The organism is Pseudomonas sp. 18.1.10 (genome assembly GCF_024655625.1).
Taxonomy (GTDB): domain Bacteria; phylum Pseudomonadota; class Gammaproteobacteria; order Pseudomonadales; family Pseudomonadaceae; genus Aquipseudomonas.
Map to the genome: position 1 here is coordinate 1 of NZ_JANLGL010000012.1, position 25,997 is coordinate 25,997.

At 61.3% G+C, this 25,997-nt stretch carries 26 protein-coding genes; 7 read left to right on the forward strand and 19 right to left on the reverse strand.

Annotated features, from left to right (window positions below):
* Nucleotides 1–85: 85 nt before the first annotated feature.
* Nucleotides 86–1,702: an NADP-dependent glyceraldehyde-3-phosphate dehydrogenase gene (locus NUV89_RS03690; protein WP_257780335.1), complete on the reverse strand. Its 1,617-nt coding sequence runs from the start codon at nucleotides 1,700–1,702 to the stop codon at nucleotides 86–88.
* Nucleotides 1,703–1,829: 127 nt separating this feature from the next.
* Here NUV89_RS03690 and NUV89_RS03695 point away from each other — a divergent pair, with 127 nt between their 5' ends.
* Nucleotides 1,830–2,693 (forward strand): Dyp-type peroxidase, encoded by an 864-nt coding sequence (locus tag NUV89_RS03695; protein ID WP_257780336.1) that lies wholly within the window; start codon nucleotides 1,830–1,832, stop codon nucleotides 2,691–2,693.
* Nucleotide 2,694: 1 nt separating this feature from the next.
* On the opposite strand, the gene NUV89_RS03700 is transcribed toward NUV89_RS03695, so the two are convergent.
* The gene (locus NUV89_RS03700) at nucleotides 2,695–3,429 is read right to left on the reverse strand and encodes a carbonic anhydrase (protein WP_257780337.1); all 735 of its coding nucleotides are present in this window, start codon (nucleotides 3,427–3,429) and stop codon (nucleotides 2,695–2,697) included.
* A gap of 197 nt (nucleotides 3,430–3,626) precedes the next feature.
* Between NUV89_RS03700 and NUV89_RS03705 the strand changes: the two genes are divergently transcribed.
* Both NUV89_RS03705 and NUV89_RS03710 read left to right on the forward strand, forming a co-directional pair.
* Nucleotides 3,627–5,003: an MFS transporter gene (locus NUV89_RS03705; protein WP_257780338.1), complete on the forward strand. Its 1,377-nt coding sequence runs from the start codon at nucleotides 3,627–3,629 to the stop codon at nucleotides 5,001–5,003.
* A gap of 57 nt (nucleotides 5,004–5,060) precedes the next feature.
* Complete coding sequence (locus NUV89_RS03710; RefSeq protein WP_257780339.1) at nucleotides 5,061–6,188, forward strand: MFS transporter; 1,128 nt, start codon at nucleotides 5,061–5,063, stop codon at nucleotides 6,186–6,188.
* On the opposite strand, the gene NUV89_RS03715 is transcribed toward NUV89_RS03710, so the two are convergent.
* Nucleotides 6,185–6,703 carry a DUF3087 domain-containing protein gene (locus NUV89_RS03715; protein WP_257780340.1) on the reverse strand — a complete coding sequence of 173 codons (519 nt, stop codon included), beginning with the start codon at nucleotides 6,701–6,703 and terminating at the stop codon, nucleotides 6,185–6,187. The genes NUV89_RS03710 and NUV89_RS03715 overlap by 4 nt on opposite strands.
* A gap of 256 nt (nucleotides 6,704–6,959) precedes the next feature.
* Here NUV89_RS03715 and NUV89_RS03720 point away from each other — a divergent pair, with 256 nt between their 5' ends.
* Nucleotides 6,960–7,136: a hypothetical protein gene (locus NUV89_RS03720; RefSeq protein ID WP_257780341.1), complete on the forward strand. Its 177-nt coding sequence runs from the start codon at nucleotides 6,960–6,962 to the stop codon at nucleotides 7,134–7,136.
* 14 nt (nucleotides 7,137–7,150) lie between these two features.
* Nucleotides 7,151–7,348, forward strand: a complete 198-nt coding sequence (locus tag NUV89_RS03725) for a DUF6021 family protein (protein WP_257780342.1) — start codon at nucleotides 7,151–7,153, stop codon at nucleotides 7,346–7,348.
* 29 nt (nucleotides 7,349–7,377) lie between these two features.
* Here NUV89_RS03725 and NUV89_RS03730 read toward each other — a convergent pair whose 3' ends face one another.
* The gene (locus NUV89_RS03730) at nucleotides 7,378–7,614 is read right to left on the reverse strand and encodes a DUF6555 family protein (RefSeq protein ID WP_257780343.1); all 237 of its coding nucleotides are present in this window, start codon (nucleotides 7,612–7,614) and stop codon (nucleotides 7,378–7,380) included.
* A gap of 120 nt (nucleotides 7,615–7,734) precedes the next feature.
* On the opposite strand from NUV89_RS03730, the gene NUV89_RS03735 reads away from it, so the two are divergent.
* Both NUV89_RS03735 and NUV89_RS03740 read left to right on the forward strand, forming a co-directional pair.
* Complete coding sequence (locus tag NUV89_RS03735; protein WP_257780344.1) at nucleotides 7,735–8,562, forward strand: arylamine N-acetyltransferase; 828 nt, start codon at nucleotides 7,735–7,737, stop codon at nucleotides 8,560–8,562.
* 133 nt (nucleotides 8,563–8,695) lie between these two features.
* Nucleotides 8,696–9,448 (forward strand): porin family protein, encoded by a 753-nt coding sequence (locus NUV89_RS03740; protein ID WP_257780345.1) that lies wholly within the window; start codon nucleotides 8,696–8,698, stop codon nucleotides 9,446–9,448.
* 136 nt (nucleotides 9,449–9,584) lie between these two features.
* On the opposite strand, the gene NUV89_RS03745 is transcribed toward NUV89_RS03740, so the two are convergent.
* From NUV89_RS03745 to NUV89_RS03815, 15 genes are all read right to left on the reverse strand, one after another.
* The gene (locus NUV89_RS03745; RefSeq protein ID WP_257780346.1) at nucleotides 9,585–9,899 is read right to left on the reverse strand and encodes a DNA-binding transcriptional regulator; all 315 of its coding nucleotides are present in this window, start codon (nucleotides 9,897–9,899) and stop codon (nucleotides 9,585–9,587) included.
* On the reverse strand, nucleotides 9,889–10,239 hold the full coding sequence (locus NUV89_RS03750) for a type II toxin-antitoxin system RelE/ParE family toxin (protein ID WP_257780371.1): 351 nt from the start codon (nucleotides 10,237–10,239) through the stop codon (nucleotides 9,889–9,891). Before NUV89_RS03750 ends, NUV89_RS03745 begins: the two co-directional genes overlap by 11 nt.
* 240 nt (nucleotides 10,240–10,479) lie before the next feature.
* Complete coding sequence (gene nuoN, locus NUV89_RS03755; RefSeq protein WP_257780347.1) at nucleotides 10,480–11,943, reverse strand: NADH-quinone oxidoreductase subunit NuoN; 1,464 nt, start codon at nucleotides 11,941–11,943, stop codon at nucleotides 10,480–10,482.
* Nucleotides 11,944–11,950: 7 nt separating this feature from the next.
* A complete protein-coding gene (nuoM, locus tag NUV89_RS03760) occupies nucleotides 11,951–13,483 on the reverse strand; it encodes an NADH-quinone oxidoreductase subunit M (RefSeq protein ID WP_017737145.1) in 1,533 nt (510 codons plus the stop codon).
* A gap of 49 nt (nucleotides 13,484–13,532) precedes the next feature.
* Nucleotides 13,533–15,386: an NADH-quinone oxidoreductase subunit L gene (nuoL, locus tag NUV89_RS03765; protein ID WP_257780348.1), complete on the reverse strand. Its 1,854-nt coding sequence runs from the start codon at nucleotides 15,384–15,386 to the stop codon at nucleotides 13,533–13,535.
* Nucleotides 15,383–15,691 (reverse strand): NADH-quinone oxidoreductase subunit NuoK, encoded by a 309-nt coding sequence (nuoK, locus tag NUV89_RS03770; protein WP_003174727.1) that lies wholly within the window; start codon nucleotides 15,689–15,691, stop codon nucleotides 15,383–15,385. Before nuoK ends, nuoL begins: the two co-directional genes overlap by 4 nt.
* Before the next feature lie 2 nt (nucleotides 15,692–15,693).
* The gene (gene nuoJ / locus NUV89_RS03775) at nucleotides 15,694–16,197 is read right to left on the reverse strand and encodes an NADH-quinone oxidoreductase subunit J (protein ID WP_003219561.1); all 504 of its coding nucleotides are present in this window, start codon (nucleotides 16,195–16,197) and stop codon (nucleotides 15,694–15,696) included.
* A gap of 9 nt (nucleotides 16,198–16,206) precedes the next feature.
* Complete coding sequence (nuoI, locus tag NUV89_RS03780; RefSeq protein ID WP_003174725.1) at nucleotides 16,207–16,755, reverse strand: NADH-quinone oxidoreductase subunit NuoI; 549 nt, start codon at nucleotides 16,753–16,755, stop codon at nucleotides 16,207–16,209.
* Between the two features lie 11 nt (nucleotides 16,756–16,766).
* Nucleotides 16,767–17,774 (reverse strand): NADH-quinone oxidoreductase subunit NuoH, encoded by a 1,008-nt coding sequence (gene nuoH, locus NUV89_RS03785; RefSeq protein ID WP_017137518.1) that lies wholly within the window; start codon nucleotides 17,772–17,774, stop codon nucleotides 16,767–16,769.
* Entirely contained in the window at nucleotides 17,771–20,485 is a 2,715-nt protein-coding gene (gene nuoG / locus NUV89_RS03790; RefSeq protein ID WP_257780349.1) for an NADH-quinone oxidoreductase subunit NuoG, read from the reverse strand. The genes nuoH and nuoG overlap by 4 nt, the downstream gene beginning before the upstream one ends.
* 135 nt (nucleotides 20,486–20,620) lie before the next feature.
* On the reverse strand, nucleotides 20,621–21,976 hold the full coding sequence (nuoF, locus tag NUV89_RS03795) for an NADH-quinone oxidoreductase subunit NuoF (RefSeq protein ID WP_257780350.1): 1,356 nt from the start codon (nucleotides 21,974–21,976) through the stop codon (nucleotides 20,621–20,623).
* Nucleotides 21,973–22,470: an NADH-quinone oxidoreductase subunit NuoE gene (gene nuoE / locus NUV89_RS03800; protein ID WP_017737149.1), complete on the reverse strand. Its 498-nt coding sequence runs from the start codon at nucleotides 22,468–22,470 to the stop codon at nucleotides 21,973–21,975. Before nuoE ends, nuoF begins: the two co-directional genes overlap by 4 nt.
* 2 nt (nucleotides 22,471–22,472) lie before the next feature.
* Nucleotides 22,473–24,257 (reverse strand): NADH-quinone oxidoreductase subunit C/D, encoded by a 1,785-nt coding sequence (gene nuoC, locus NUV89_RS03805; protein ID WP_207043773.1) that lies wholly within the window; start codon nucleotides 24,255–24,257, stop codon nucleotides 22,473–22,475.
* Nucleotides 24,258–24,329: 72 nt separating this feature from the next.
* A complete protein-coding gene (locus NUV89_RS03810; RefSeq protein WP_012724951.1) occupies nucleotides 24,330–25,004 on the reverse strand; it encodes an NADH-quinone oxidoreductase subunit B family protein in 675 nt (224 codons plus the stop codon).
* A gap of 10 nt (nucleotides 25,005–25,014) precedes the next feature.
* Complete coding sequence (locus NUV89_RS03815) at nucleotides 25,015–25,428, reverse strand: NADH-quinone oxidoreductase subunit A (RefSeq protein ID WP_003219575.1); 414 nt, start codon at nucleotides 25,426–25,428, stop codon at nucleotides 25,015–25,017.
* Nucleotides 25,429–25,997 lie beyond the last annotated feature (569 nt).

A 25,997-nucleotide genomic window follows, 5' to 3' on the forward strand; every position in this document is an offset into this window, starting at 1 on the left:
AATGCGGTCTACCAGTGACAGATGTACTGGCTGATCCACCGCATTCGCGAGCAAGCCCGCTCCCACATTTTTGTACGGTGTGGTGTCAGAAAATATAGTCGGTGGTTAAAAAGCTGGAGTCACGGTTTTTCAGGATGTCACTGACCAACGCCTTGTTGCTCTCCTGGAACTTGGTCGCCACCAACGTACGGATCGAGAACACGCGCAACGCGTCATGCACCGACAGCGTGCCCTCGGCCGAGTTCTTGCGCCCGTTGAACGGGAACGTGTCCGGCCCGCGCTGGCACTGCGCGTTGATATTGATACGGCCGACCTGGTTGGCGAAGGTGTCCACCAGCTTGCCGACGGCTTCGGGATTGGTGCCGAAGATGCTCAGTTGCTGGCCGAAATCCGAGTCCAGCACGTAGTCGATCACGGTCTCCAGGTCGCGGTAGGGCACGATCGGTACCACCGGGCCGAACTGTTCTTCGTGGTACACGCGCATCTGCGGGTTCACCGGGTACAGCACCGCCGGGTAGAAGAACGAGCCGCGACTTTCGCCGCCATGGGCGTTCACCACCTGGGCGCCGTGTTGCGCGGCATCGGCCACCAGGCCGTTGAGGTAGTCGACCTTGCCGGCCTCCGGCAGTGGCGTCAGCGACACGCCATCTTCCCACGGCATGCCGGGTTTGAGGCTGGTCAGCTTCTGGTTGAATTTCTCGATAAAGCGTTCAACCACGTCTTCATGCACAAAGAGGATTTTCAACGCGGTGCAACGCTGGCCGTTGAACGACAACGAGCCGGTGACAGCCTCGCTCACGGCATTGTCCAGGTCCACCTCGGGCAACACGATGCCCGGGTTTTTCGCATCCAGGCCCAGGGCCGCGCGCAAACGGTGCGGTTTTGGGTGCAGCTTTTTCAGGTCGCTGGCGGCCTTGTTGGTGCCGATAAACGCAAAGATGTCGATCTTGCCGCTGGCCATCAGCGCGCTGACGGTCTCGCGGCCGCTGCCGTAGATCACGTTGATTACACCCGCCGGGAAGCTGTCGCGGAACGCTTCCAGCAACGGGCGGATCAGCAGTACGCCGAGCTTGGCCGGCTTGAACACCACGGTGTTGCCCATGATGAGTGCCGGGATCAGCGTGGTGAACGTCTCGTTGAGCGGGTAGTTGTAGGGGCCCATGCACAACGCTACGCCCAGTGGTACGCGGCGGATCTGGCCGAGGGTGTCCTGTTCCAGCTCGAAGCGGCTGGAGCGGCGGTCGAGTTCCTTGAGGGCGTTGATGGTGTCGGTGATGTAGTCGCAGGTGCGGTCGAATTCTTTCTGTGAGTCCTTGAGGTTCTTGCCGATCTCCCACATCAGCAGCTTGACCACGGCGTCGCGCTGTTCACGCATGCGGCTTAAAAAAGCTTCGACATGCCGGATGCGGTCGACCACGCGCATCGTCGGCCACTCGCCTTGGCCACGGTTGTAGGCACGCACGGCGGCATCGAGGGCGGTGAGGGCGGTGTCGGCGTCCAGCAGCGGCGTGCTGCCGATGTGTACGCGCTTGTCACCGAGCTGCACCGGGCTTTGCACTTGGGCCAATGGGCCGTTCCACACCTGCAACTGGCCATCGACCAGGTAATCACGCTGTTCAATGGGCGCCGCCAGGCGGTATTGCTCGGGAATGTCGTTGGCGGTGGCGGGAAACAGCTTGTCGAGCAGGTTGCTGGTGGTCATGTCGCTACCCCTGGAATAGTTGCAAAACATGACTAGAGAGTCACCCAACACAGGGCTCTATGGCAAGGCTTGCGCGCTTTCTTGTACGCCTGCGGGTAAACTGCGTGGCTTTCTTGAAGGAGTTCACATGAGTCAGTACCAGCCGGGCATTCTTGCCGCACCGGTGCCGTTGCAGGCACGCCATCTGTTTTTTGCCGTGGATTCACTGGCCGCCGTGCCCGCTGCGCTTGATGCGCTGGTGCAGTTGACGGATGCGCAGGTGGTGGTCGGTTTTGGTGAGCCGCTGGTCAATGCACTGGACGCTCAGATTGACGGCTTGCGCAGTTTTCCCACCGTCAGCGGCCCGGGTGCGCACAACCCGTCCACCCAGCAGGCGTTGTGGGTGTGGCTGCACGGCGTGGATCGCGGTGAGTTGCTGTTGCGCAGCCGCGCCTTTGAAAAAGCCCTGGCCCCGGCGTTCAGCCTGGTGCAGATGACCGAAGGCTTCCGCTACAAGACCGGCTTCGACCTCACCGACTACGAAGACGGCACCGAAAACCCCCACGACGACGCTGCCGTCGAAGCCGCCCTGACCGACAGCGGCGCCAGCTTCGCCGCGATCCAGCAATGGCAGCACGACCTCGACGGCTTCGCCGCGTTGCCGGCGCAGGAGCGCGACCACATCATCGGCCGTCGCCATGGCGACAACGAAGAACTCGACGACGCCCCGGAATCCGCCCACGTCAAACGCACCGCTCAGGAAAGCTTCACCCCGGAAGCCTTCGTGGTGCGCCGCTCCATGCCATGGGCCGAAAACGGCCAGGCGGGGTTGATGTTCCTGGCGTTTGGCCATTCCTTCGACGCGTTTGAAGCGCAACTGCGCAGGATGAGTGGGCTGGAGGATGGGATTGTTGATGGGTTGTATCGCATCAGTACGCCGTTGACGGGGGGCTACTACTGGTGCCCGCCGGTCAAGGACGGGCGCTTGGCGCTGAGTGTGTTGGTACGCTGATCTAAGCGAGTAATTCAACCTCGCCACTGTGCAGGCGGTAAATGCCGCCGACGATGTTCAATTGGCCGTTGGCCAGTGCCTCGGTCAGCAGGCTGGACTCGCGCTTGAGCCGCGCCACAGTATCCCGGACATTTTGCGCAATAGCGTTGTCGAGGAGATTGCCGGGTGCTTTCAACACCGTGTTCACGGATGGTTTGAACGCACTCGCCAGGCCCTGGATCTTGCCGGGGAACGTGGCGTTGTCGGTGACGGCCTTGACGCCGGCCGCAACGGCGCCACAGCTGTCATGCCCCAGCACCAGGATCAGTGGGGTGTTCAGCACCGCGACGGCGTATTCGAGGCTGGCAAGCCCGTCATTGGTGACGAAGTTGCCCGCGACGCGGACTGAAAAAAGTTCGCCCAGGCCGGTGTCAAACATGTACTCAGGAGCAATCCTTGAATCGGCGCAGGCCAGTACCGCTGCGAACGGATGCTGGCCGTTGACCAGAGCCGCGCGTTCATCCATCAGGCCACGGCGCTTTGTGACATCTGCGGCGTATCGACGGTTGCCTTCCTGCAGCCGCGCCAGGGCTTGTTGTGGGTTTGTCACAGCGGGTGGAGCAGCCACGTCATGTGCCAGCGCAGGCGGCAATGCACCTGCCAATAGCAGTGCTCCGGCGCCGGCGGTGGCCAGTCGTAGAAAGTTGCGGCGGTCATTCATCAAGGTGGGGGGAGCGGGGTGGTGGGCGTTGTCCATCGATGGGCTTCTCGCAGTGGTTGAAACAGAGAAGTACCAAGGTTGCAAACAACGCTGCGCAAGGCTGTAGGAGGCCTCCGATTGAGGCGTAAACATTGGCATTGGACATGAAGATGTTGACAGCTGGCCAATCGGCCGCTGAAAAAAATTGCCGCTGCCCGTACTCTAGACACTTTTGCCACCCGTACGGATTGTTCATGTCTTCAGTTGCCGATGGGCTGCCCCTCAATAAACGCCTGCCGGCCGTGATCGCGATCTCCCTGGGGATCGGCATGGCGACCCTGGACACGGCCATCGTCAACACGGCGTTGCCGACCTTGGCCGAAGGCATTGGCACCGACTCGGCCTCGGTGATCTGGGTGGTCAACGCCTATCAACTGGCGATCATCGCCACGGTGCTGCCCTTTGCGTCGCTGAGCGAGGTGTTGGGGCATCGCCGCGTATACCTCGGCGGCTTGTTGCTGTTTATCGTCTCGTCGCTGTTTTGCGGGCTTGCCGGCTCGCTGGAAACCCTCACCGCCGCGCGGGTGGTGCAGGGGCTCGGGGCGGCGGCGATCATGAGCGTGAACACCGCGTTGCTGCGGCATATCTATCCGTCGCGCATGCTCGGGCGTGGCCTGGGCTATAACTCGCTGGTGGTGGGGTTGGCGTTTACCCTTGGGCCGACGGCGGCGTCGGCGATCCTGGCGGTGACCACCTGGCACTGGCTGTACCTCATTAATGTGCCGCTGGGGCTGTTGGCCCTGGCGTTGGGCCTGCGCTCGTTGCCGACCCTGCCGATGACAGGGCACGCGTTTGACCGGCTGGCGGCCGTGCTGTGTGCCGGGTTGTTCGCCTTGCTGGTGTTGGGGCTGGGTACGGCGGTGCATGGCGCCCAGGGCGCACTGACCCTGGGCTTGATCGCCGTGGCGTTGCTGTGCGGCGCCTTGCTGCTGCGCCGCCAGGCCGGGCACCCGGCGCCGATGCTGGCGGTGGACCTGTTCAAGCGGCCGGTGTTTGCCTTGTCGTCCCTCACCGCGATTTGCGCGTTCAGTGCCCAGGGCCTGGCGTTTGTGTCGTTGCCGTTCCTGTTGCAGGCGGTGCTGGGCCATAGCCAGGTGGAAACCGGTTTTCTGATGACGCCGTGGCCGGCTGTCGTGGCGGTGATGGCGTTGGTGGCCGGGCGCCTGGCGGACCGCGTGTCGCTGGGCGCGTTGTGCGGCATCGGCCTGTTAATGCTCAGCCTGGGTATGGCGGCGTTGGCCAGCCTGGGCAATGAGGCGTCGGCCTGGGACATTGGCTGGCGCATGGCCTTGTGTGGCGCCGGTTTTGGCTTCTTCCAGTCGCCCAACCTCAAGGCCATCATGACCAGCGCGCCGCTCGCCCGCAGCGGTGGGGCCAGTGGCATCGTGGCGATTTCGCGGTTGCTGGGGCAGACGCTGGGGGCGTCGCTGGTGGCCCTGTGTTTCCACCTCTTCGTCGACAGCGGCCCGCAATTTGCGTTGTGGCTGGGCTGCGTGTTTGCGCTGGTGGGCGCCGTGGCCAGCGTGTTGCGTTTGCTGCCCTATGGAAAAAAGCCCGCCAGGCCGTTGTAAAACACGCGGGGGGAGGGCTACCGTGGCGACCTGAATATTTCGGGATGTTTCAGATTTATGACCGCCGTCGCCCAACGCACTGCTGACAGCCAATCCCGCCGCGCCGCGCTGACCCTGGCTTTGTGCCTGCCCAGCGATGTGCTGCTGTACCTGCTGCTGCCGATGGAATCCCAGGCCTTCGGCATCACGCTGGCCCAGGCCGGGGTATTGCTGGCGGCCAACCGCCTGGTGCGGATTTTCGGCTACCGGCATGTGCTGAACTTCTACGCACGCAACGGCGACCGCCTGACCTGCATGATCGCCGCCGGCGCCGCGACGCTGTGCGCCTTGGGCAACTCGGTGTTGTCGGGCTTTGCCGCATTGCTGGGGTTGCGGTTGGTCTGGGGCCTGTGTTTTGCCGCGTTGAACCTCTCGACCCAAGTGTTGGCGACGTCGGAACCTGCGGGCGCCGCACGCCGGGCCGGACGCTCACGGGCAGTGATCGCCCTCGGGCCGATGCTCGCGCTGCCGCTGGGCGGTTGGCTGACGTTATGGGCCGGGCCGCGCCCGATCTTTCTGATCCTCGCCGGTTGCTGCCTGGCGGGCTTGTGGGTGGCGCGCGGCTTGCCCGTCGCCGGCCATGATCTGCACAGCAGCGGGCGCCGTTTCAAGTGGCCGGACAGCGTGGCGCTGTGGTCGTTTATCGAAGGCGTGGCGTTGGATGGGCTGTTTATCTTTGGCCTGTCGATCCAGGCGCAGAAGATCCTTGGCGGCAATGCAGTATTGATCGCTGGCGGGTTGATGGCGCTGCGCTATGTCTCGGAAATGCTCCTGAGCCCCCTGGGTGGGCGCGCGGCCCAGCGCTTCGGCGCGACCTCGATGTTGCTGCTGTTCTCGTTTATGAGTGCGCTGGCCCTGACCGCGTTTGCCAGCTACTGGGTGATCGTCGGCGCGGCCGCGGTGCTGGTGTTGCGCGCGCTGCAACTGCCGCTGGTGACGACCTTGGTGGCCGAGCGCAACCCCGGTGCGAGGCGGGTGTCGGCGCTGGCCTCGAATGCGGTCTGGCGTGATATCGGCGCGGGCCTTGGGCCGTTGTTGGCGGGGTTGTTGCTGCCGGTGGCATCGGCGCCGCTGGTGTTTGGCCTGGCCGGCGCCGCGATTGCCGTGAGTGCGCTGTTCTGCTGGCGCGCCGGTCGGGTCGCCTAACCGCGCAGTTGCTCCAGCCACGCCGGATCAAGGCGTGTTTGTTCGGTCTCGATGCCCAGCGCCTGCATTTTCGCCTTGTGCTCTTCGACTTCGCTGAGCAGTTGCGCCTGGGCGCTGGAGTTGGCGTCGAGGGCATGCATCTGCGTCAGCCCCAGGTGGTAGAAGCGCAGCAGCTTGATTGCCGTTGGGTCATTGGCCTGCACACGTTCGGTAACCTTGTGCATCACATTGGTTATGCTCATCAGGCTGCGCTTGAGCTGCCAGCCATACACCGCGGGCGCCAGCCACGCCTGGGTCCAGAACGGGCCGCGCACCAGGGCCAGGGTAATCAGCACGCCAGCAAATACGCCGCCGACGTTGAAGCGAAAGTTGTCACCGCCTGGCTCGCCGAAGATCGTCACGGCCAGGGTCGATAACCCCATGGCCAGCAAGAGGAACAGCAAGGCCACAATCAACGTGCTGCGGCGGGTTTGCTGGCGAAAGGTGGCTGGGTCGCAGGGTTTGAGTTCGAACATCCGGTTCTTCTCTCCAAGAGGGGCGGGCTGGCATCTTCGCATGGCAGCAGGGGAAGGGATTGATTTTCCAGCGTCCCGGCGCCCATCGACGATTTGCCCGTTCAGGTCTGCGACCGACACCTACATCGCAGTATGCCCGCTAATCAGTGACAGGAAAGGCACAGACATGTCCTGCACGGCGTGGGTGGCAAAACAAGTTGAACGATGCTTTGCAACGGTTTCTCTAAACCTTGTAGACCCACTGAGGTGAACCATCATGGCCGAATACAAACAGCCTCCCCCCGGCACTCCGAACCCTGACCGCACACCCGGCGAGGAGGAGCGTGACAACGATGCGTTACGCCCCAACGACCCTGCGGAGCGTCAGGACAATGACGTGGAGCAGGTCGAAGAGAACCTGGAAAACCTTCACGACAAAGCCCGTCCACTCTGAGCAAGGAGAACACTGTGAGTAATCCCCCAAAAGGCCCAAGCTCGGTTGAGCATGGCAGTGGTAAGGATGAGCTGGGGTTTGATCCGGACTCGCCGGATGTGAGCGATCCGCAGGTTGATCCGGTTGGCCCCGCCATCGCGCCGTTGGATAAAGAGAAAGAGCAGGCCGAAAAAAAGCCGCCCTATGATCCATTGGGCGACTTGAAGCCATAACCTGAGCCCCGCCATTGCGGGGCTTCGGCTTATTTAGGCGCTATCCACGTCACCTCAGTAATCCCAAATTTCTCCGCCCAAGGTCGCGTCGTCTTCTTCACCTGTTCATGGCCCACGCGCCCTATGCGGCTCACATGGGCGATATCGGCATCCACCGCTGCCCAGTGCCAGGCCTCGGCGTTGTTCATCACTTCGGCGCGTACGACAAAGGACTTTTGTTGACCGTGCAGTTGGTAGTTGATCGTGTAAATTTTTGCGGTACTCATGGTGCCTCCCTGTCTTGTTATAAATGGATAGGGCGGCGTTCAAAAAGGTTCATTCAAAATGACAATTTGCACGTCGGCGCGGCATAGTGTCGCCTCTGCACTGTGCCCAAGGACTGCGCCATGCCCGACCTGACTCATCGCCAGCTTTACCTGCAACGCCTGGGCTACGACACGCTGCCAGCGCCCACCCTGCAAACCCTGCGCGACCTGCAACTGCGCCATGTGTGCACCTTTGCCTTTGAAAGCCTGTCCACCTTGCTGCGCCAGCCGGTGCCCATCGACCTGGCCAGTGTCGAGCGCAAAGTGCTGCTCGATGGGCGAGGGGGGTATTGCTATGAGTTGAACCAGATGTTTCTGGCCCTGTTGCAGGAACTCGGTTTTGACGCGCGCGGCATCACCGGCCGCGTGGTCATGGGCGGGCCGCCGGATGCACGCACGGCACGCACCCATCGCTTGAGCCTGGTGACCCTGGACGGCGTGCGCTACATCACCGACGTCGGCTTTGGCGGCATGGTGCCCAGCGGCCCGTTGCGGTTGGACAGCGAGGCGGAGCAAGCCACGGCTCACGAATTCTATCGCCTGACGCACAATGCGGACGACAGCTACACGTTATGGGCGGAAGTCGGCGGGGAGTGGCGTGGGTTGTATGTGTTCGACCTGCAAGAGCAGGCGGATATCGACTATGAGATTGGCAACTGGTACGTGTCTACGCATCCGGGTTCGCCGTTTCTGGGCCAGTTGAAAGTGGCCCTGTTGGCACCGGGCAAGCGCCACACGTTGAACAACGCCCACTATGCGGTCCACTACCTGGATCGGCCCAGTAAGAAACGCACGATTAAACAGGCCGATGAACTCTTGGTGCTGCTCAGGGAAACCTTTGGGATTCGCTTACCGGCAGATAGCCATCTTGTTGAAGAAATCAATGGCCTAATAATGGCAACTAGCTAGAAATATTGAGATAGAGCCATCGCTGAACCGTTTTATCTCCCTGTCTGCGCAAATGAATGCGAACCTTTTTCCTACATTTAGGCTCGAAGCGGTTCCGGAGTAATTTGCTCACCAGACAAGGAGCTGTAAAACGATGTCCAAGCTATTCGGAAAATTCCTCAAGCACACCTCGGTATTTGCGCTAGTCGCAGCGCCTGCCATGGTGTTCGCCGCACCGCCTACGGGGCCGATTTCCACCTTCGGTATCCTGGGCGCCTACAACGACTTCAAGCTCGAAGGCGGCAGCCAGAGTGACAAGGACAACATGCCCGAAGCGGGCTTGTTCTATAACTTCGGCAACAAGCTCACCGCTGAGTCCGGCTTCATCTACCAGGCGGGCGTTACCGCCAAGTACGGCAAAAAGAGCGACAACAAGCTCAAGGACGGCCAGGCCGACCTGGACCTCGGCTGGCGTGCCGCGCTGGATGCGCGCAACTCGGTCGATGTGATTGCCGGCGGCGGCTACAGCTGGACCCGCTACGAGCTGGACTCCAACAACGAAGACCTGGAGCTCACCAGCAAATCGCCATTTGCCAAGGCGGCGCTGGGCTACAACCACCAGTTCGATGACATGACCCTGCGTGTCGAAGCCGGTGCCCGTCGCACCCTCGACGGCCGCGCCAAGATCAAGGTGGACGGCCTGGGCAGCGACACCGTGGACCTCAAGGACCGCACCAACCCGTACGCCGAAGTCAGCCTGCTGATGAACCAGAAGGGCGACTTGCCGGTGGTCGCGGGCCTGTACTACACCCGCACCGAGTACAAGCTGGATGAAGACTCGGAGGTGGCGGATAACACCAGGCTCAAGCGGGATGAGTATGGGGTGAAGGTCGGTATCGCGTTCTAACGCCAGCACCGAGTAACACATGTGGGAGCGGGCTTGCTCGCGAAAGCGGTGGGTCAGTCGAAGTTTCTGTGACTGATACTGTGCATTCGCGAGCAAGCCCGCTCCCACACAAGCCCCCACACACGGGTATGGGGTGTTAACTCAATGCAGCAAGTTGCGCCACGGTTTCCGGAAAACGCTCCACCAGCCGGATCAAGGTCACTGCCTGGGCATTGGGTTTGGCCCGGCCTTGCTCCCAGTTCTCCAGCGTGCGGGTATTGGTGCGCAGATACATGGCAAATACCGAGCGGGAGAGGTTGAGCTGTTGGCGTACCGCGACCACTTCCTCTGCGCTCAGCGGTGCCAATTTGTTGAGATGGACCTTGTGGGTCCGCAGGGTGACTTTGCCTTGGCGTGCGTTTGCCAGTGCGTCGAAGCCTTCGATCAGTTCGGAAAAAATGTCACGTTTCATGATGTGTTCTCGCTTTGATTTCCCTGTCCAGCATGTGTTTTAGGGCCTTCTTGTGTTGCGGCGCCAGGTCGTCCTGTTCGTGTTTGCCGTACAGGGTAAACAGCCAGAATTGCGTGCCACCCGACCACCAGTAGTAAATGACGCGCAGTCCACCGCGCTTGCCCTTGTTTCGTCGCTCGTCGATGAAGCGGACTTTGCGTAAGCCTCCCGTTCCCTCGATCACGTCTCCTGCTTGTGGGTGCCTCATCAACTCCTGTTGAAACCCCTGGTAAAGCTCGTCACTCAGATAGTCCTTGCGATGTCGCTCGAAGGCCGGCAGTTCGATAAATAGAGCATCCATGTTCTGTACGTAGCCTGCGTAGAGTTTGCTGGCCCACTCGCTGTGGGTCAAGTGACCCTGCTGTGGGAACTTTCCTAAAACGCAGACACCATACGGCGGCCTTCGGCGGCTTGATGCCGGACGAAGCATGCAGGGAGAAGAGGAATTTTCAACAAGTGGAGGAGGGCAAAAAGCACTTGCACATGAAACGCAAAACGGCGCCCGAAGGCGCCGTTTTGTTTACCACATCGACTTAAGCGATCAAACGCCCAACACCGCATGCTGCACCAAAGTGAGCAACGGCTGTGGGTACACGCCCAGGAAGAACGCGAGCAGGGCGATGGCCAGCAGCATCACGCCGCCTGCCTTCTGTTCCCAATGCAGCTCGGCATCCACACGGCGCAGGTTTGGCTCGATCAGGTACAGGGTGACCATCACGCGCAGGTAGTAGAACACGCCGATGGCGCTGCCCAGTACGAGGGAAGCAACCAGCCACCATTCGTGGGCTTCAACACCGGTAGCCACGATGTAGAACTTGCCGATAAAGCCCGCCGTCAGCGGAATGCCGGCCAGGGACAGCATCATCACGGTGAGTACGGCGGTCAGGTACGGACGGCGCCAGAACAGGCCGCGGTATTCGTACAGGGCGTCGGCGTCACGGCCTTTGAACGGCGAGGACATCAGCGTGATCACGCCGAATGCACCGAGGCTGGTGATCACGTAGGTGACCAGATACACGCCCATGGCTTCCACGGCCAGGCCTTTGCTCGCCACCAGGGCGATCAGCAGGTAGCCGAAGTGGGCGATGGAGGAGTAACCCAGCAGACGCTTGAGGTTGTTCTGGGTCAGGGCCAGCAGGTTGCCGAACAGGATCGACGCAATGGCGATCACGGTCAGTACGTCGCTGAGCACGCCGGTGTTGGCGGCAGGGGAGATCTGGAACAGACGCACCATCACCGCAAACACAGCCACTTTCGACGCGGTTGCCAGGAACGCGGCTACCGGCGCCGGGGCGCCTTCGTACACGTCTGGGGTCCACAGGTGGAACGGCACCAAGGAGAGCTTGAACGCCAGGCCGATCAGCATCATCGCCAGGCCCAGTTGGGCAATCGGTGCAGGCATGCTGGTGGTAGCCAGGGCGTGGCCGATACCGGTGAAGCTCAGGCTGCCGGCTTCGGCGTAGAGCAGGGCCATACCGAACAACAGGAACGCAGAACCAGCAGCCGACAGCACCATGTACTTGATGCCGGCTTCCAGGGAGCGCTTGTTGAAGAAGGCGTAGGCCACCAGGCCGTAGGTCGGGATCGACAGCAGTTCCAGGCCGATGAACAGGCCCGCCAGGTGCTGTGCGCTGACCAGCACGATGCCACCGGCCGCAGCCAGCAGGATCAGCAGGTACAGCTCTTCACGGTTGCCTGGGTAGCCGGTGCCGCCTTCGCCGAGGTAGGCGTGGGCGAGGGTGACGCAGGCCAGTGTGGCCACCAGGATCAGCGCGATGTACAGCAGGGCGAAGTCATCGACCATCATCAATGGCGTGACCGCCAGTGGCGCGACCTTGAGGGCCGGGATGATCGACAGCAGGGCCAGGTTCAACCCGGCGCAGGACAGCAGGAACGTTTGCGAGTGATTGCGGCGCCAGGCGATGGCCAGCATCACCGCAACAACGGTGAGGCTGGTAATCAGCAGCGGCGCAAGCGCGATAAAGTGTTGGATCGTGAATTCCATAGCGCTCTTACCGGGCCGAAGCGAGTTGAGAGAAGGCGGTGCCGAACCACTGCTGCACGCCATGCATCGTCGCGGCAGAAGTGTCCAGGAACGGTTGCGGGTACACGCCGATGTAGATCAGCAATACCGCAAGGCCGAGCACCATGATCAGTTCGCGAGCATCCATCCCTTGCAGGACGGTGTCGGACTTGGCCGGGCCGAAGTAGGCGCGGTGGATCATGATTAACGAGTAGACCGAACCGAACACCAGGCCGGACGTCGCAATGGCACTGATCCACGGTGTCTGCACGAAGGCCCCCATCAGGATCAGGAACTCGCCGATGAAGTTGCCGGTACCCGGCAAGCCCAGGGAGGCCGCAGCGAAGAACAGGCTGATGGCCGGCAGGTACGCGATGCGCGACCACACGCCACCCATTTCACGCATGTCACGGGTGTGCAGGCGCTCGTACAACTGGCCACTCAGGATAAACAGCGCAGCGGCGGAAACACCGTGGGCCAACATCTGGATCACTGCGCCCTGCAGCGCCAGCTGGCTGCCGGAGTAGATGCCGATCAGTACGAAACCCATGTGGGAAACGGACGAGAAGGCAATCAGACGCTTGATGTCGGTTTGGGCGAAGGCCAGGAACGCGCCGTAGAAGATCCCGATCAGACCCAGGGTCATGGCGATCGGCGCGAACTCGGCCGAGGCATTCGGGAACAGCGGCAGGGCGAAACGCAGCAGGCCGTAGGCCGCAGTCTTCAGCAAGATACCGGCGAGGTCCACGGAACCCGCGGTCGGCGCCTGGGCGTGAGCGTCAGGCAACCAGGAGTGGAACGGTACCACCGGCAGCTTCACCGCGAACGCGATGAAGAAGCCCAGCATCAGGATGTACTCGGTGGTCAGGGACATCTTGGTTTTCAACAGGTCGGCGTAGTTGAACGTAATCACGCCGGTGGTGTTGAAGTTGACCAGTACCAGACCCAGGATCGCCACCAACATAATCAGGCCGGAAGCCTGGGTGAAGATGAAGAACTTGGTCGCCGCGTAGATCCGGGTTTTCTTGCCGTCCGAAGAACTGTGACCCCAGAGCGCGATGAGGAAGTACATCGGCACCAGCATCATTTCCCAGAAGAAGAAGAACATGAACAGGTCGAGGGCGAGGAACACGCCCACCACACCGCCCAGGATCCACATCAGGTTCAGGTGGAAGAAGCCCACGTGACGCTGGATCTCTTTCCACGAGCAGAGTACCGAGAGGATACCCAGCAGGCCGGTCAGCAGGATCATCAACAGCGACAGGCCGTCGAGGGCCAGGTGCACGTTGATGCCGAAGCGCTGGATCCACACGTGCTTGAATTCAAGCGCGAACGTTGGATCGACACCCGGTGCCGGAGCAAATGAATAGTCGCCATGGGCCCACAGCCAGAGGCCGAGCGCGAGTTCCAGGGACATGGTCAGCAACGCAATCCAGCGGGGGAGGGTGGCGCCGAAGCGTTCACCCATCCAGCAGAGCAGGCCGCCGATAAAGGGGATCAGGATTAGCCAGGGCAGAATCATGACAGGCTCGTTTCCTTTCGCAAGTTCGCAAAGTTGGCAAAGTTCATAGTCACACCGCTACCACGACGATGGCGCCGATCACCAGTACCGCACCGGCAGCCATGGACGCTGCATACCAACGCAGTTGACCGGTCTCGCTGCGGCTCAAGGCGGTATGACCGGCCTTGGCGGCGCGCGGGATCAAACCGATGGTCTGGTCGAGCGGGTCTTTGCGCAGTACATGGCTGATGGCCAGGTATGGCTTGACGAACAGTTTGTCGTAGATCCAGTCGAAGCCCCAGGCAGCGAACCACCAGGCCGACAGGAAGCGGCCAATGCCACTGTTGGCCACGGCGGTCACGAAGCGACGCTTGCCGAGGAACAGCAGGGCGGCCAGCAGGATACCGGCGATGGCGATGGCGCCCGAGGCGATTTCCAGGCTGTGCTTGGCAGCGCCACCGGCGTGGCCGGCGCTTTCCGGCAGCACACCGGCCAGCGGTGGGGTGATAAGGGCGCCGACGAAGGTCGACAGCACGATCAGCACCGACAAGGGCAACCAGTGGGAAATGCCATGGCCTGCATGGGCTTCGGTCTTGGCTTCACCGTGGAAGGTGATGAAGATCAGGCGGAAGGTGTACAGCGAGGTCATGAACGCACCCACCAGGCCTGCATACAGCAGGTTCTGGTTACCGCTGGCGAACGCTTCCCAGAGGATTTCGTCCTTGGAGTAGAAACCGGCGGTCACCAACGGCAGGGCGGCCAGGGCGGCACCACCGACGATGAAGCTGGCGTAGGCCAGTGGCAGTTTCTTCCACAGGCCGCCCATCTTGAAGATGTTCTGCTCGTGGTGGCAGGCAACGATCACCGCACCGGACGCAAGGAACAGCAGGGCCTTGAAGAAGGCGTGGGTCATCAGGTGGAAGATCGCCGCGTCCCAGGCGCCAACGCCCAGGGCCAGGAACATGTAGCCGATCTGGCTCATGGTCGAGTAGGCGAGGATACGCTTGATGTCGGTTTGCACCAGGGCAGCAAAGCCGGCCAGGACCAAGGTCACGCCACCGACGATGCCCACCAGGTGCAGGATGTCCGGCGCCAGGGTGAACAGGCCGTGGGTACGGGCGATCAGGTAGACACCGGCAGTGACCATCGTCGCCGCGTGAATCAGTGCGGAGACAGGGGTAGGACCGGCCATCGCATCCGCCAGCCAGGTTTGCAGCGGCAGTTGTGCCGATTTACCCACGGCGCCGCCCAGCAGCATCAGGGTCGCCAGGGTGATCCAGAAGTCGCCGACCTGGAATTTCTGCGGTGCCAGCACCAGCAGTTCCTGGATGTTCAGCGTGCCCACCTGTTGGAACAGGATGAACAGGCCGATGGCCATGAACACGTCGCCGATACGGGTGACGATAAAGGCCTTGAGTGCCGCGTTACCGTTGTTGCGGTTGCTGTAGTAGAAACCGATCAACAGGTACGAGCACAGGCCCACGCCTTCCCAGCCGAAGTACAGGAACAACAGGTTATCGCCCAGCACCAGGAACAGCATGCTGGCGATAAACAGGTTGGTGTACGAGAAGAAGCGCGAGTAGCCGGCTTCACCGCGCATGTACCAGGACGCGAACAGGTGGATCAGGAAGCCCACGCCGACGACCACGCCAAGCATGGTGATCGACAGGCCGTCGACGTAGAGGGCGAAGTTGGGCTTGAAGCCCTCCACCGACATCCACTGCCACAGCACCAGGGTGTAGTGGCCGCCTTCCGGCGGTGCCACGTTGAATTGCCAGATGACGTAGGCAGTCACGATGGCCGACAGGCCAATGGAACCCACGCCCACCAGGGCAGACAGGTTTTCCGACCAGCGCCCGCGAGAGAACGACAGCAGCAGGAAACCGATCAGGGGGAATACGAAAGTCAGAAAGATCATGTTCATCCGCGCATCTCACTGGCAGCGTCGATATCAAGCGTGTGGAAGCGACGATACAGTTGCAGCAGGATCGCCAGGCCAATACTGGCCTCGGCGGCTGCCAGGCTGATCACCAGGATGAACATGACTTGTCCATCCGGCTGGCCCCAACGTGCACCGGCAACGATGAACGCCAATGCGGCGGCGTTCATCATGATTTCCAGGCTCATCAACACGAACAGAATGTTACGGCGAACCATCAGGCCGACCAGGCCAAGGCAGAACAGGATGCCGGCGACCGCCAGACCATGCTCCAAAGGAATAGCAGGCATCGTCATTGCTCCTTGGCTTCGTTGCGGCCCAAGTGGAAGGCGGTGATGGCTGCGGCGAGCAGCAGCATCGAAGCCAGTTCGACCACCAGCAGGTACGGGCCGAACAGGCTGATGCCCACGGCCTTGGCGTCTACGGTGGTGTGGCCGATGGCCTGGCCGCTCTGGTGAGCGAACAGCACATACAGCAGTTCACCCAGCAGCAGCGCTGCCAGGATCACCGGGCCGAGCCAGATGCCGGGCTTGAGCCAGACGCGCTCCTGGGCGACCGAAGCCGGCCCCAGGTTGAGCATCATGACCACAAACACGAACAGCACCATGATGGCGCCCGCGTAGGCGATCACTTCCAGGACACCGGCGAACGGTGCGCCGAGGCTGAAAAAGGTCATGGCCACGGCGATCAACGAAATAATCAGGTAGAGCAGGGCGTGCACAGGATTGGTGTTGGTGATCACGCGAAGCGTGGACACCACTGCAATACCGGACGCGAAATAGAAAGCGAATTCCATCTTTCTTCCTTAAGGCAGCAAGCTCTTCACGTTGATCGGCTCGGCTTCGTTTTGTGCGGCGCCTTTCGGCTTACCGGCAACGGCCATACCTGCAACACGATAGAAGTTGTAATCAGGGTTTTTACCGGGACCAGAGATCAGCAGATCTTCTTTCTCGTACACCAGGTCCTGACGTTTGAACTCGGCCATCTCGAAATCCGGGGTGAGCTGGATCGCGGTGGTCGGGCAAGCTTCCTCGCAGAGGCCGCAGAAAATGCAGCGCGAGAAGTTGATGCGGAAGAAGTCCGGGTACCAGCGACCGTCTTCGGTTTCAGCTTTCTGCAGGGAGATGCAACCCACCGGGCACGCCACGGCGCACAGGTTGCAGGCTACGCAACGCTCTTCGCCATCGGGGTCGCGGGTCAGCACGATACGGCCGCGATAACGCGGCGGCAGGTACACCGCTTCTTCCGGGTATTGCAGGGTGTCGCGTTTGCGGAAGCCGTGACCGAACACCATCACCAGGCTTCGCAACTGGGTACCAGTACCCTTAACGATGTCGCCAATATATTTGAACATGGGTCAAATCCTCACTGAACCGCGCCGGCGGGCGTGTTCAACAACACAACGGCAGCCGTCACCAGCAAATTGATCAGGGTCAGCGGCAGGCAGAAGCGCCAGCTGAAATCCATCACCTGGTCGTATCGTGGACGCGGAATGGAAGCGCGCAGCAGGATGAACAACATGATGAAGAACGCGGTCTTGAGGAAGAACCAGAAGAACGCCAACTGCGGCAGGATGCCGAACGGACCGTGCCAGCCGCCGAAGAACAGCGTGACCAGCAGGGCCGAGATCAAGATGATGCCGATGTACTCACCGACGAAGAACATGCCCCATTTCATGCCGGCATATTCAATGTGGTAACCGTCGGCCAGTTCCTGTTCCGCTTCCGGTTGGTCGAACGGGTGACGGTGAGTCACGGCGACGCCAGCGATGAAGAAGGTACAGAAGCCAAAGAACTGCGGAATGATGAACCACAGGTTCTGCGCCTGGTACTCGACGATGTCGCGCATGTTGAACGAGCCAACCTGCACCACGATGCCCATCAGCGCGAGGCCCATGAACACTTCGTAGGACACGGTCTGGGCCGAAGCCCGCAAGCTGCCCAGCAGGGCGAACTTGTTGTTGCTCGACCAACCGGCGAACAGCACCGCGTAGACCGACAGGCCGGCCATGGCGAAGAAGAACAGCAAGCCGATGTTCAGGTCCGCCACGCCCCAGGTCGGGGTGATCGGGATGATCGCGAAGGCGATCAGCAAGGCGCTCATGGCCACGACCGGTGCCAGGGTGAAGATCACCTTGTCGGCAAACGGCGGGGTCCAGTCTTCCTTGAAGAACATTTTCAGCATGTCGGCCGCGATCTGGAACATGCCGAATGGGCCAACGCGGTTCGGACCGTAACGGTCCTGCCACCAGCCCAGCAGGCGACGTTCGACGAAGCTGAGCAGGGCGCCCGCGACGACCACGGCCAACAGGATCACGATGGCCTTGACCACCGAGATGATCACGTCAATTACTTCCGGCGTGAACCAAGTCATTGCGCTGCCTCCTGCAGACCGTCAACGGTTTTGCCAAAGATCGCCGCTGGAATACCGGCGATGCCTTTAGGCAGTGCAACCAGGCCGGCGCCCAACTCGTCGTTGATACGCAGCGGCAGGCGCAGGGTCTGGCCGGCAACGTTCAAGCTGAGCAGGGCACCGTCGTTGACGCCGAGGCGGTCGGCTTCGGACTTGGCCACGGACACGTAGGCGGCGGGGATGCGCTCTTGCACCGGTGCGGCCTTGGAAGAGTTCTCTTCGCTGCCGAACAGGTGGAAGAACGGCACAACCTGCCAGGTGCCCTGGGCCGGGTTGAACGGACGCGGTACGGCAGCGAACCAGTTCAGTGAGTCACCGGTGCTTTCGATCAGGCGGGTGCCCGGGTCGCCAGCGCGGATATGACCACCGACTTCGTCCTGGAACTTGTTCCAGGCTTGCGGCGAGTTCCAACCCGGCGACCAGGCGAACGGCACCTGCTGACGGGGTTCGGCCGAACCCGAGTAACCTTCCATGGAGAAGGCGAACGCGGTGTCCGGGTCTTGCGGCGTACGTGGTTCGTGCACGCTGATATTGGCGCGCATGGCCGTGCGACCGGAGTAACGCAGCGGTTCGCGGGCCAGTTTCATGCCCTTGATGCGGAACGCGGCGGATGGCGCAGCATCGATGATGCGGGCCAGTTGCGGCGCGCTCGCAGCGGTGGCGGCGGTCACGTGGTCGAGCTGGGTCCAGTCGATCGGCTGGTTCAGCAGGGTGGCGCGCAGGGCATGCAGCCAGCGCCAGCCTTCGTGAACCAGGATGCTGGCGTCCATGTACTTCGGATCGAACACCTGGAAGAAACGCTGGGCGCGGCCTTCCTGGCTGACCAGGGTGCCGTCGCCTTCGGCGAAGGTGGCGGCTGGCAGCACCAGGTCGGCACGGTCGCTGGTAGCGGTCTTCTGGTGGTCGGCGACGATCAGGACCTTGGCAGCGTCCAGTGCAGCGTCAACCTTGGCGGCATCGGTGCGGGTGTACAGGTCGTTTTCCAGCACCACAATGGCGTCGGCCTTGCCGTCGATCACTGCTTGCAGGCCAGCGTCCAGGGACTCGCCACCGAGCATGGCCAGGCCAAGGCTGTTGGCTTCCGGGACCACCAGGCTGATGGAGCCGTTCTTGTCGCGCAGCTTCAAGGCTTTGGCGATGTTGGCAGCGGCTTCGATCAGCGCCTTGGAACCCAACGAGGTGCCGGCAATGATCAATGGGCGCTTGGCGGCCAGCAGGGCGTCGGCGATGCGTTGGGCCAGGGCCACGGCTTCGCTGTCCAGGCCTTCGACGGCCGGAGCGCTGGCGTCGAGGGCGTGGGCCACGGCGAAACCGATGCGGGCCAGGTCGTCCGGCGCGGCGTGTACGCATTCTTCGGCGATGTCGTCGAGCTTGGTCTCAGCCAGGCTGGCGATGAACAGCGGGTTCAGCGCGTGCTGGCCGATGTTTTTCACGGCGGCGTCGAGCCACGGCTGTACGCGCATGGCGTCGGCCATGTCTTCGGCCTTGCCTTTGACCGACTGGCGCAGCGACAGGGCGACGCGGGCAGCGGTCTGGGTCAGGTCTTCACCGAGGACGAAGATTGCGTCGTGGTCTTCGATGTCGCGCATGTTCGGCACGGGCAGCGGGCTGTCGTTCAGCACTTGCAGGACCAGGCGGATGCGCTCCAGCTCAGCGGCTTCGATACCGCTGTAGAAGTGCTCGGCGCCGACCAGTTCGCGCAAGGCGAAGTTGCTTTCGAGGCTGGCGCGCGGCGAACCGATACCGACGATGTTGCGGCCGCGCAGCAGGTCGGCGGCTTTATCCAGCGCGTCGTCCAGGCTCAGCTTGGCGCCACCGGCCAGCAATGGCTGGCGCGGGCGGTCTGCGCGGTTGACGTAGCCATAGCCGAAACGGCCACGGTCGCACAGGAAGTACTGGTTGACCGAACCGTTGAAGCGGTTTTCGATACGACGCAGTTCGCCGTAGCGCTCGCCCGGGGAAATGTTGCAACCGCTGGAGCAGCCATGGCAGATGCTCGGGGCGAATTGCATGTCCCACTTACGGTTGTAGCGCTCGGAGTGGGTCTTGTCGGTGAACACACCGGTCGGGCAGACCTCGGTGAGGTTGCCGGAGAACTCGCTTTCCAGTACGCCGTCTTCAACGCGGCCGAAGTACACGTTGTCGTGGGCGCCGAACACACCGAGGTCGGTGCCGCCGGCGTAGTCTTTATAGAAGCGCACGCAGCGGTAGCAAGCGATGCAGCGGTTCATCTCGTGGGAAATGAACGGGCCCAGTTGCTGGTTCTGGTGGGTGCGCTTGGTGAAGCGATAACGGCGCTCGTTGTGGCCGGTCATCACCGTCATGTCTTGCAGGTGGCAGTGACCGCCTTCCTCACAGACCGGGCAGTCGTGGGGGTGGTTGGTCATCAGCCATTCGACGACACTGGCGCGGAACGCCTTGGATTCTTCATCTTCGATGGAGATCCAGGTGTTGTCGGTGGCTGGAGTCATGCACGACATGACGATACGACCACGGGTGTCGTTCTCGTCGGTGTATTGCTTGACCGCACACTGGCGACAGGCACCGACGCTACCAAGTGCGGGGTGCCAGCAGAAATACGGGATGTCGAGGCCGAGTGACAGACACGCCTGTAACAGGTTGTCCGCCCCATCGACTTCGAGCGCTTTGCCGTCTACGTGGATAGTGGCCATGGTTCAAAGTTCTTCGTTGGCCCGTTGTCAGCGGGCGTGGCTAATGGAATCTTGTTATTCATGTGCATCTACACAGCCGTTAAGGCGCCGGCACATGAGAAAGCGAAGGGCACGGACCCTTCGCCTTTTAAAGCGTTACGCGCCGACTACGATCGGCCTCGCCAGAGGCGGGACGGCGGCGCTGGTAGGCGCGATGCCGGCTTCGAACTCCGAGCGGAAGTATTTGATGGCGCTGCCCAATGGCTCCACGGCGCCCGGTGCGTGAGCACAGAACGTCTTGCCTGGGCCGAGGAAACCGACCAGACCCAGCAGGGTCTCGATGTCACCCTCGCGGCCTTCGCCGTTTTCCAGGGCCATCAGCAGCTTCACGCTCCACGGCAAACCGTCGCGGCATGGGGTGCAGAAGCCGCAGGATTCACGGGCAAAGAACTGTTCCATGTTGCGCAGCAGCGAGACCATGTTCACGGTGTTGTCCACCGCCATCGCCAGGCCAGTACCCATCCGGGTGCCGACCTTGCCGATGCCGCCGGCATACATCTGTGCGTCGAGGTGCTCGGGCAACAGGAAACCGGTGCCGGCGCCGCCTGGCTGCCAGGCTTTCAAGGTATAGCCGTCGCGCATGCCGCCGGCGTAGTCCTCGAACAGCTCGCGTGCGGTCACGCCGAACGGCAGTTCCCACAGGCCAGGGTTCTTGACCTTGCCGGAGAAGCCCATGAGCTTGGTGCCCATGTCTTCGCTGCCTTCGCGGGCCAACGATTTGTACCAGTCCACGCCGTCGGCGATGATCGCCGGCACGTTGCACAGGGTCTCGACGTTGTTCACGCACGTCGGCTTGCCCCACACGCCCACGGCGGCAGGGAAGGGCGGCTTGGAGCGCGGGTTGGCGCGGCGGCCTTCGAGGGAGTTAATCAGTGCGGTTTCTTCACCGCAGATGTAACGCCCGGCGCCGGTGTGCACGAACAGTTCGAAGTCGAAACCGGAACCCAGGATGTTCTTGCCCAGCAGGCCTGCTGCCTTGGCTTCTTGCACCGCACGGTTGAGGTGCTTGGCGGCGGTGGTGTACTCGCCACGCAGGAAGATATAGCCACGGTAGGTTTTCAGCGCGCGGGCGCTGATGAGCATGCCTTCGATCAGCAGATGGGGCAGTTGCTCCATCAGCATGCGGTCTTTCCAGGTGTTCGGCTCCATTTCATCCGCGTTGCACAGCAGGTAGCGGATGTTGATGGATTCGTCTTTTGGCATCAGGCCCCACTTAACACCCGTGGGGAAGCCTGCACCGCCGCGACCTTTGAGGCCGGCGTCTTTCACGGTCTGGACGATATCGTCCTGGGCCATGTCGGCGAAGGCTTTGCGTGCCGCCGCGTAACCGTTCTTGGCCTGGTACTCGTCGAGCCATACCGGCTCGGCATCGTCACGCAGGCGCCAGGTCAGCGGGTGGGTTTCAGGCGAACGCTTAATCAGGTTGGCCGGGCCGAAAGATGTAAGGGTCATGGGTAGCCCTCGAGCAATTGGGTCACGCCAGCTGCCTGCACGTCACCGAATGTGTCGTCGTCGATCATCAACGCCGGCGCCTTGTCGCAGTTGCCCAGGCAGCACACCGGCAGCAGGGTGAAACGCCCGTCTGCAGTAGTCTGGCCGAGGCCGATGCCCAGTTTGGTCTGGATCGCGTCGACCACTTTCTCGTGGCCGCCGATGTAGCAGACCATGCTGTCGCACACGCGAATGATGTGGCGGCCTACTGGCTGGCGGAAGATCTGGCTGTAGAACGTGGCCACGCCTTCAACGTCGCTGGCCGGGATGCCGAGGATCTCGCCGATGGCGTAGAGGGCGCCGTCCGGCACCCAGCCACGTTCCTTCTGGACGATCTTCAAGGCTTCGATCGACGCCGCGCGCGGGTCTTCGTAGTGATGCAGCTCGTGCTCGATGGCCGAGCGCTCGGTTTCACTGAGGGTGAAACGGTCTGTCTGGATAAGCGTGCTGTTCATGCTTAGCGGTCCACGTCGGCCATAACGAAATCGATACTACCCAGGTACGCAATCAAGTCCGCGACCATCTCGCCTTTGATCACCGAAGGGATCTGCTGCAAGTGCGGGAAGCTTGGGGTACGAATCCGGGTGCGGTAGCTCATGGTGCCGCCATCGCTCGTCAGGTAATAACTGTTGATACCCTTGGTCGCTTCAATCATCTGGAAGGATTCGTTGGCCGGCATGACCGGGCCCCACGAAACCTGCAGGAAGTGCGTAATCAGGGTTTCGATGTGCTGCAGCGTGCGCTCTTTCGGCGGCGGCGTGGTCAGCGGGTGATCCGCCTTGTACGGGCCGGCCGGCATGTTGCGCATGCACTGCTCGATGATCTTCAGGCTCTGGCGCATTTCTTCGACGCGCACGATGCAACGGTCGTAGGCATCGCCATTGGCCGCCAGCGGTACTTCGAACTCGAAGTTCTCGTAGCCGGAGTACGGGCGCGCCTTGCGCAGGTCGAAATCGCAACCGGTGGAACGCAGGCCGGCACCGGTGACGCCCCATTCCAGGGCCTCTTTGGTGTTGTAGGCAGCGACGCCGATGGTCCGACCCTTGAGGATGCTGTTGTCCAGCGCGGCCTTTTGGTATTCGTCCAGACGCTTGGGCATCCAGTCGATGAATTCCTTGACCAGGCGCTCCCAGCCATTCGGCAGGTCGTGGGCCACGCCGCCGATGCGGTACCAGGCCGGGTGCAGGCGGAAACCGGTGATGGCTTCGATGACCTTGTAGGCGCGTTGACGGTCGGTGAAGGTGAAGAACACCGGGGTCATGGCGCCGACGTCCTGGATATAGGTACCCAAGAACAGCAGGTGGCTGGTGATCCGGAAGAACTCGGCCATCATGATGCGGATGGTGTCGACGCGGTCCGGCACCTTGATGCCGGCCAGCTTCTCGACCGAGAGCACGTACGGCAGGTTGTTCATCACGCCGCCGAGGTAGTCGATACGGTCGGTGTACGGGATGAAGCTGTGCCACGACTGGCGCTCGGCCATTTTCTCGGCACCACGGTGGTGGTAGCCGATGTCGGGTACGCAGTCGACGATTTCTTCGCCGTCCAGTTGCAGGATGATACGGAAGGCACCGTGGGCCGAAGGGTGGTTCGGGCCCAGGTTGAGGAACATGTAGTCCTCGTTGGTGCCGGAACGTTTCATGCCCCAGTCTTCCGGGCGGAAGCGCGCGGCCTCTTCTTCAAGCTGCTGCTTGGCGAGGTTGAGGCTGAACGGGTCGAATTCGGTGGCGCGGGCCGGGAAGTCCTTGCGCAGCGGGTGACCTTCCCACGTTGGCGGCATCATGATGCGCGTCAGGTGCGGGTGGCCCGGGAAGTCGATACCGAACATGTCCCAGACTTCACGCTCGTACCAGCTGGCGTTCGGCCAGATACCGGTCACGGTCGGGACGCTCAGGTCGCCTTCGGACAACGCGACCTTAATCATCACGTCGCTGTTACGTTCGATCGACATCAGGTGGTAGAACACGGTGAAGTCGGCGCCGCTCGGCAGCCCTTGACGCTTGGTGCGCAGACGCTCGTCCACGCCATGCAGGTCATAGAGCATGACGTACGGCTTGGGCAGGTTACGCAGGAAGGTCAGGACTTCGACGAGCTTGGCGCGCGCCACCCACAGCACCGGCATGCCGGTGCGCGTGGCCTGGGCGGTGAAGGCGTCAGGGCCAAAACGGTTATTGAGTTCGACGACCACATCCTGGTCGTCTGCCTTATAAGGCGGGATGTACAGAGCGCTGCCTGTAGTCATGGTTTTTTTATCGCTTTCGGTCAACGTAAAGAATGAAGCCAGGTTTTCGTTCTATAAAAGAAGCGGGCTGGATCAGACTTCGTCGGGGCTGCGCAGGTTGGTCACTGCGATTCGCTGTTCGCGGCGCTGTTCCTTTTGCGAAGGCATCTCGGCGCGGTAAACGCCTTGATCGCCGACGACCCAGGACAGTGGGCGACGCTCCTTGCCGATCGATTCCTGCAGCAGCATCAAGCCTTGCAGGAACGCTTCAGGGCGGGGCGGGCAGCCAGGCACGTAGACGTCCACGGGCAGGAACTTGTCCACCCCCTGGACAACGGAGTAGATGTCGTACATGCCACCGGAGTTGGCGCACGAACCCATGGAGATAACCCACTTCGGTTCGAGCATTTGCTCGTAGAGACGCTGGATGATCGGCGCCATCTTGATGAAGCAGGTGCCGGCGATAACCATGAAATCCGCCTGGCGCGGTGATGCCCGGATGACTTCGGCGCCGAAGCGTGCGATGTCGTGGGGCGCCGTGAAGGCGGTGGTCATTTCCACGTAGCAGCACGAAAGGCCGAAGTTGTACGGCCACAGGGAGTTTTTACGCCCCCAGTTGACCGCGCCACTCAGCACGTCTTCCAGCTTGCCCATGTAGATGTTTTTGTGGACTTGATCTTCTAACGGATCGGAGACGGTTTCCCGTTCGCCGATAGGGTACTGATCGTTAGGAGCATCCGGGTCGATCCTGGTGAGATTGTATTGCATCGCCAAAGCCTCATTGTTTCAGCTTCGCTTGCCGCTTACGACGAGCTTCCGGAGCCCAGTCAAGGGCGCCCACTCGGAATAGGTAGACAAGGCCTGCCAACAGAATTGCTATGAAAACGAGAGCTTCGACGAATCCGGTCCAGCCGCTTTCGCGGACGGACACAGACCAGGCAAAGAGAAAGAGGGCTTCGATATCGAAGATCACGAACAGCATCGCGACCAGATAGAATTTGGCTGAGAGCCGCAAGCGGGCGCCACCTGTAGGTAGCATGCCGGACTCGAACGGTTCGTTTTTGCTGCGGCCCCAGGCTTTTGACCCGAGGAGGCTGGAGACGCCAAGCATGAAGGCGCAAAGGCCGACAACACCGAGAAGGAAAATGGCAAAGCCCCAGTTGTGGGCCATGAGTCCTGTCGCTTCGGTCATGCTGGAAGTCCTTAACAGAGAGCAAGGGTCTCTGAGCTTAAAAAAGTAACGATGCAGTGACGATATGTCGCACTGCAATCAATCGCGGTGATTTTATGGCTAAACACCGGGCAAGTAAAATTCCTATAGCGAAATTATTCGATGGAATAAGGACATAGTGCACCTCGATGGGGCTGCAACCCTTGTGTGGTGGGCATTAGCGGGCATTTAATCAAATGTGTTTTGTTTAAGCGGTAACGAAGTTTTCATGCGCCAAATGATAATGAATATTGTTTGCGTGGGGTTTAAGCGAATGTTTCGCGTGTGGCGGGGGAAGTTGTCGTTACTTGCTTGATTGCTGCTTAGTTGTTGACGGGGATCTTTTAGCCGATCTGCTCGCAGCGAATACCGCTCTGGATCAATGTTTTGCCAAAAAAACTCCTGACTGAATGCATTTCCCTTGTGGGAGCGTGCTTGCCCGCGATGGCGGTGCATCAGATATGAAGGGGGTGTCTGGCCCACCGCTATCGCAGGCAAGCCAGCTCCCACATTTTGATTTGTGTTGTGTCAGTCGGATTTTTATCAGCGCA